At 67.2% G+C, this 6446-nt stretch carries 8 protein-coding genes and 1 pseudogene; 4 read left to right on the plus strand and 5 right to left on the minus strand.

What is annotated here, in order from left to right; all coding sequences use genetic code 11:
* Positions 1-70 precede the first annotated feature (70 nt).
* Complete coding sequence (locus tag ABTZ94_RS35625) at positions 71-355, minus strand: hypothetical protein (RefSeq protein ID WP_351207288.1); 285 nt, start codon at positions 353-355, stop codon at positions 71-73.
* A 319-nt stretch (positions 356-674) separates the two neighbouring features.
* On the opposite strand from ABTZ94_RS35625, the gene ABTZ94_RS35630 reads away from it, so the two are divergent.
* Positions 675-899, plus strand: a complete 225-nt coding sequence (locus tag ABTZ94_RS35630; protein WP_351207290.1) for a hypothetical protein — start codon at positions 675-677, stop codon at positions 897-899.
* A gap of 86 nt (positions 900-985) precedes the next feature.
* On the opposite strand, the gene ABTZ94_RS35635 is transcribed toward ABTZ94_RS35630, so the two are convergent.
* The 3 genes and pseudogenes from ABTZ94_RS35635 to ABTZ94_RS35645 form a co-directional block, all read right to left on the minus strand.
* Positions 986-1246 carry a hypothetical protein gene (locus tag ABTZ94_RS35635; protein WP_351207292.1) on the minus strand — a complete coding sequence of 87 codons (261 nt, stop codon included), beginning with the start codon at positions 1244-1246 and terminating at the stop codon, positions 986-988.
* A gap of 143 nt (positions 1247-1389) precedes the next feature.
* Positions 1390-1902, minus strand: a complete 513-nt coding sequence (locus tag ABTZ94_RS35640; RefSeq protein ID WP_351207294.1) for a hypothetical protein — start codon at positions 1900-1902, stop codon at positions 1390-1392.
* 1081 nt (positions 1903-2983) lie between these two features.
* Positions 2984-3091: pseudogene (locus ABTZ94_RS35645) on the minus strand (transcriptional regulator); the annotation flags it as partial.
* Positions 3092-3243: 152 nt separating this feature from the next.
* Here ABTZ94_RS35645 and ABTZ94_RS35650 point away from each other — a divergent pair.
* The 3 genes from ABTZ94_RS35650 (at position 3244) to ABTZ94_RS35660 (ending at position 5599) form a co-directional block, all read left to right on the plus strand.
* Positions 3244-3972, plus strand: a complete 729-nt coding sequence (locus ABTZ94_RS35650) for an SDR family oxidoreductase (RefSeq protein ID WP_351207296.1) — start codon at positions 3244-3246, stop codon at positions 3970-3972.
* 491 nt (positions 3973-4463) lie between these two features.
* A complete protein-coding gene (locus ABTZ94_RS35655; RefSeq protein WP_351207298.1) occupies positions 4464-4625 on the plus strand; it encodes a hypothetical protein in 162 nt (53 codons plus the stop codon).
* Between the two features lie 572 nt (positions 4626-5197).
* On the plus strand, positions 5198-5599 hold the full coding sequence (locus ABTZ94_RS35660; protein ID WP_351207300.1) for a hypothetical protein: 402 nt from the start codon (positions 5198-5200) through the stop codon (positions 5597-5599).
* An 18-nt stretch (positions 5600-5617) separates the two neighbouring features.
* Here the strand turns inward: ABTZ94_RS35660 and ABTZ94_RS35665 are convergent.
* A partial coding sequence (locus tag ABTZ94_RS35665; protein WP_351207302.1) for an IS256 family transposase occupies positions 5618-6446 on the minus strand: 829 nt, incomplete at its 5' end.

Here is a 6446-nt window from a genome sequence, read left to right on the forward strand (position 1 = left end):
ACCACGTGATCATTCCGGGGCCGTCGCCATGCCCGGAAGGCAGATCACGACCGTCACGCATCACGCATGATCAGCCACCCGACAGGCTCTGAGGCACGACGACGAAGTCCAGGGCACCCGGATCGCGAGCCACTTCTCCGAACCAGGTGGCCATCAACACGCTGCCGCGCAGCACAAAATGCCTGCCCCACGGGCCGTCCGCGACAGCCGCGGGCACCGTATCCAGCACGGTGCGCCGCGCCCGGTGCCAGGGCCGGCCCATCTCTTCGTCCTCATCGTCGAATTCGGGCTCCCCTGCACGGTATGCGTTGGCGAACTGTTTCAGAGCGGGCTCGAAGATCACCGGGTGATTCATGAAGGCAGGGGCAGGCAGCAGCGTCCCGGGAAGGTCGGAGCTGCGTCGTGTCTCCTCGTCAAGGGGTACATGCGGGATTCGCGGAGAGCCGTGCCAAAGCCCGGTCCAGGATGAGGACGGGGCGGCGGTTTCTGCGCCGGACACGCGCGAGCGCCGGACGAGGGGATGGGGTCGCGCGCTGCCGGGCCGGTTACTGGGCGCATGACAGCCTTACGCGCGAGCCTTGCCGCCACTCTGGTCGTCGGAGCCCGGGCAACCGTAGATCTCGCCTCTGCCTCTGGCTCCGCCCGCCCGCGAGATTCACAGCGGCCTCCAGGTCGTGGAGAACCGGAACAGCGCGAACACCGTCCTGCGCTACGGCAAGGGCGGCGCCCTGACCGGCCTCGACATGAACGAACGGTTCGACCTGTTGGTGTCGGTCAGTTCCGCGACCGCGGTGACGGTCAGCATCAGCCCGCCGATCACGACGCCGACGAAGGTGCGGTTGCGCAGCAGCGAAAGGTCCAGCAGCGGTCGGCGGGTGCGCCGTTCGATTCGTTGGTGAGGCGGCCGACGGCGATGGCGATGGCGAGGGGCGAGACGGGTAGATTGGACGGGTCCGGCCGCGGCTGCGGCGCCGTTGACCGCGCCCTACACGCCGAAGGCCGTGCCCAGCGCCCGCCCCTGGTAGGCGCCGGACAGCAGCGCAGTGGTCGACGTCGTCATCACCGTGCCGCCGAGGCCCTGGACCGCTCGTGCCGCGATCAGCACGGCGACGCCGGGGACCAGGGCGCAGACCAGCGGGGCGACCGCAAAGATGATCAGCGCCTCCCGCACACCCCCAGCATGGTCGGCGTCACGGCCCACTGCGTCATGCACACCTGGCTTCGGCGGCGCCCAGAGCCTGGTCATGACGTCCGCCTTCACCCCAGCCAGGTGGAACAGCTCACCGACCATCCTCTCGCGGGGCCGGGGTGTCCCGGCAGGGGGTGCGCAGACCGGAACCCCGGCCCGATTCCGGCGGGCAGGGGTTCCGTGCCATGCGGGTGTTTCGGTCACCGGCCCTCGTAGTGGCGCTCGAGCACCCGGAAGCTGCCCACGACTCCGTCGTGGACGAAGACGCCGCCCCGGACGTGGCCGGGGAATACGCCGTCGCTGGAGCTCCAGGGTCCGACGGTGGCGATGGGGGCGCCGTTGTCACAGGTGGCCCCGCGGAAGACCTCGATGGTCCGGCGGCTGTCGTTGCGGATGTTGAGGCTCTTGGAGCCGAGGCCGCTGACCACGGTGATGCAGCCGCCGGGTTCGTCGGCGTAGGTGCGCTCGTTGATCTGGATGCGACCCTCGTAGTGGTCCCGGTCGTCGTAGCCCCGGTCGCCGTGGTCCCGGTCGTCGTTGCCCTTGCCGGCGTCGCCGCCGTCGAGGGCCGAAACGGGGGCGGTGGCCTGCTGGAAGACAGGGGATGCTTGGGCCGACCCGGTGGTGGCGGCCGAGGCGTAGGTGATGCCGGTGGCGGCCAGTGCCGCAGCAGCCGCGATGGCAGCGGTAACGACGGTGGAACGGGTAACCATGTCACTTCTCCTGTCTCAGAGAGGTCGGCCGAGCAGCCGGCCTGTAATTGAACGTACTGACGGCCCCCATAGCTGTCATATCGGACACGTTGAAGGGTTGGTGCCGGGGCGCCGATCGGGGTACACGAGACACCCATTTGCTATTGCCAGATAATCAGATGAGATAGCAAGTATCCTTATCTGTAAGTAAATTGATGCGCCATTAATCTGTCTGGGCGACTTTCTGATGCCTACTCACTCCTGGTGGCAGCGTGTCTTTGTTGACACGACTCGGGCGGGAGGCGTAAACCGCCGTTCTGAATGCCCGTCGTTCACGTCCCGCCCAACCCCTGATCTGCAGTGACGGTCTGTAAGGTCGAATGCCGGAGCATTTGGCGACGGGTCTGGCTCTGGCGCTGATCCGGCGGGCGTCATCCTGCCGGTCCCCATGCTCGGGTCGTCCTGTCCAGCTTGGAGAGTGAGGCGATCTTGGGAAACAGGAACGCAGTGGTTGCGGCGGAAGTACCCGCTCCGGGCCTCGCCTCCGCTTTCCTCGCGGGTGCCTCCGATGCCAGGTCGGCAGTAGAAGTTCTCGATCCCGATACAACGTGAGTTCGCGAATTCCGAGGGGTGCTTGGGGCCAACCCACGGCTTCATGCGGGGAGTTGGTCTGCACGGGCCCTCCGGTTCAGCGGGTGCGCGAGGCGTCTTCGGCGGCTGAGACACGGCGGCGGTCGTGTGGTGGAGGCTGGTCTTGGCCCCGAGGGGCAAGACGTGGGCGAGGTGGAGGGGGTTGGCTCCGCTGGCGCGGGCTTCTTCCCAGATGCGGTCCTGCCGGAGCCGGTCGAGGCCCGCGGGCGACGGCTCTTGGCCAGCTTGTCCATCCAGGGGTTGGCGGAGATCAGCTGCTCGGCATTGAGGGTGCCGCGCACTGATCGCAGGGCACTGGCGTTGTACTGGTGAGGGCGGTGGGGGCGAGTCAGGTGGGCGGGTCATCTCGCTTGACCTGCCGCAGCGTTGTGTACATTCCCCCGCACTCGGTCAGGAACGGCAGGATGTGCCTGAGCGGAGTGATGACCGTGGACCGGGCGGCCGAATCGGTCGACACGGCGACCCTGTGCAGTTCCGCCAGCTTGGTCGCGGGGACGGGCTCCTCAAACGACGTGAGCACGACGCAGCAATGCAGGGCCCACTCGACTCCGTCGGACATCTTCACTCGACCACTCTAATCAGCCCGCTCGACTCGGACAATTTATGCCTATATATGGCCTTAAGCGGTATATCTCAGAGTTTGGTACATGTTGCGCCCATGTGGTGGTTTTTATGCCATATTGCGGACATGCTCCCGACGAAAGGCATGTCATGAAGTTCGCAGTCATCGGCGGTACCGGGCTGATCGGGTCACAGGTCGTCAAGGATCTGAACGCCGCCGGGCATGAGGCGGTACCGCACTCGCAGTCCACCGGAGTCGACGTCATTAGCGGCCAAGGGCTGGACAGGGCGGTGGCGGGATCCGACGTCGTCGTCAACCTGACGAACTCCCCGACCTTCGACGAATCCTCCCCGGCCTTCTTCCAGACCTCGATGGACAACCTTCTGGCCGCAGCCCAGAAGGGCGGCGTCGGCCACTTCGTCATCCTCTCGATCGTCGGCGCGGACCAGGTGCCGGAGCTGGACTACTACCGGGCCAAGGTACTTCAGGAAGCCATCCTCGTGGCCGGGTCGATCCCCTACTCGATCGTCCGGGCGACGCAGTTCATGGAGTTCATGGACGCCGTCCTGTCCTGGACCGCCGAGGGCGACACCGTCCGGTTGCCTCCCACGCCGATCCAGCCGATCGCCTCCAAGGACGTGGCCAACGCGGTGGCGGAGGTCGCCGCGGCCGCCCCGCTGAATGGCGTTCGCAACATCGCAGGCCCCGAGATCTTCTCTCTGGACGAGCTGGGCCGGATCACCCTGTCCCGCAAGGGCGACAACCGTACCGTCGCTACCGACCCCACCGCCGGCATGTTCGCCGTCGTCAAGGGTGACGTCCTCACCGACAAGGGCGCTCACCTCGCCCCCACCCGCTACGCCGACTGGCTCTCCTGACTCGCTCGCGTCCTCTCCGGCGCGCAGACCGCAGAGAGCCAAGCCTTGGCCTGTCGTGGGTGATGACAAGAACTCGGCACGGCGGCCAGGGGTGGTCCATGTCGTCGCTGCCTGGAATCCCCGCTCCCGTGCGGCCCAACCACCGGCCGCCGCGCCGCAATCGGGAACGAGGTGTCTCGGGCACTGTGGGAGGCGGAGTCCGCCCGGGAGCCCCTCACACGCAGACCGGACGGGCCGTGTCATCGCTGCTGAAGTCCGTCTTTTTGCGGATTGGCTGCCCCAACCGGTCAGCTGTCGCAACACCGAGTGCTGATGAGCCAGCCCCGTCATGCCACCTGTTCAACGCGGACATGGGGGCCTTGCCGGGCGGAACGGCTCTGCTGCTGCCCGGCCCCTGGTCAACTCTGCGGTGTCCTGCCTGCAGCACGTATACTCGGCCTCCGCTTCCCCTCACCGGCGGAAGACGCCCGTACCCAGACAGAAAGTTCAACATGACTTCCGCAGACAGGGCCGAGGCACCGATCTACGCCAGGCTTGTGGAGGAGCACGGGGACGTTCCCGCCGAGACGCGCCGGGTGGCCGAGCAGACCTTGCGCGAGGCGGACCGCGCGATCGACTTCAGCAGCGTGCGTTCGCCAGTGGCATTCCGTTAGATCGGCGCGCGTGGCCCTCGGCCAAGCCGGGGGCCACGATGGGCTGCATGCGCTTTGCTGGCCCAGTGCGACTGGTTCGAGTCTGGGACCACTGTCACGAACACGGGCTGATCCGCGGGCCGCTGCGCCGGAGCCACGACGGAAGCGAAGCCCTGTGGGCCCATACCCATCGCGGCGTGAACCACCCGATGACCTGCCCGGCCTGCCGCGACATTGGGCACCGTCCGCTGCCAACCGCATCGCACGGATCGCGCCGACCCTGAACATGGTTGCTGTGCCACTGCCACCCCGGCAGGCCCGGTGCCCCGGAGCGTGGGCGGCAAAGCACAGGAAACCGCTGAGCTGGGCATTCCGCTCGAAGAGGCCCCTTCTCAAGCCCCCGTTATGCTCAACGTATGAGGGGGTCTTGCCCGGTTGAACCGCCGGAGACGTTCGTCACGGGGCGAGATGATCGCTGGTGCGGGCGGTTCCGGTTGCGTTTTCCGCAGGTGTCGCCGTGGCCTGGCCAGCATCGGACGTTCGCTCGAGTGCGCCCCGGGTGGCGGTCCCTGGTCAAGGAGACACTCTCGGTAGTGACCGCCGAGGTGCCTGGGCAGGTATGGCCCGTTCATCTGCTCAACCAGGGGGTCCACGGGAGAGGATGGGAGTTCGATCTGGGCCCGCCGGAGGCGGACTACCTCTGCTGGGAGATGCTGTCGGACGTCTGCTACATCGATATTCGCAACCTCCACCGGCTCATCGACCTGCTGGCCCCAGCTGTGGAGGACGCACATTTCTTCGTCTACTCGATGGGCGATGGGCCCGACCGGTGGGTCGACGAAGTGTGCATCTGCGACGGGCGTAGCAGCCTTGCCAGGTGGACCGTCGTGGGCGAGGCCTGGGCTGATTTTCCTACGCTGTGCGCGGAGCTCGCCCGCAATCGCGCTGGGGACGAGGCCTTCGGTCGCTTCGTCACCTTCCTGAGCGATTGGTGAGCCCAGCCACGAATCCGGTCACACTGCAGTGCTCTCCATGCGTTCGATGAGGACGCCGTTCCCGAACCTGGCGCCGGAGCGGACGAGCGCGACGAGGTGGGCTCCGGTGATCGCGCGCCAGCGGGTTTGGGCGGACTCGACGAGCTTGAACACCATGGCGAGCGCGGCGGCGGGGCTGCCGGCGCCGCGAGTGACCTTGGTGCGGAGCTTGACCGTGGAGAAGGTGGACGCGATGGGATTGGTGGTCCGCAGATGTATCCAGTGCTCGGCCGGGAAGTCGTAGAACGCCAGCAGTTCCTCGGCGTCGTTGGTGATCTTCTCCTGCATCGCCTTCGTCGCGCCCGGCTGTGCCGACTTCGGCAGGCAGTTCGTAACATTGCGGGCCTTGTGGACCCAGCAGCGCTGATGGCGGGCGGCGGGGAAGACTTCGACGAGGGCCTTCCACAGGCCCATCGCGCCGTCGCCGACGACCGGCTCCGGCTCGTGCATACCCCGGCGGCGGTAGTCGCGCAGCAGGTCGGCCCACGACTCGGTGCTCTCCCGCAGACCTTCGGCCAAAGCGATCTGCTCCTTGGTGCCGTCCAGCCGCACGCAGAGCAGGACCAGGACGCAGCTGTGCGCTTGTCCGAGCCGGACCTTGGGGTGCACGCCGCCGGCCCACGCGTAGACGAAGTCGCGATCCGACAGGTCGCGCTGCTGGAAGGCGGCGTGGTCGTCGGTCCACTGCTCGGTGAGCCGGGTCACGGTTGCTGGCGACAGGTCGGCCGTGCCGCCGAGGAACTGCTCCAGCGCGGGCACGAAGTCGCCGGAGGACAGGCCGTGCAGGTAGAGCAGCGGCAGCACCTCG

The organism is Streptomyces sp. NPDC002785 (assembly GCF_040295565.1).
GTDB lineage: Bacteria > Actinomycetota > Actinomycetes > Streptomycetales > Streptomycetaceae > Streptomyces.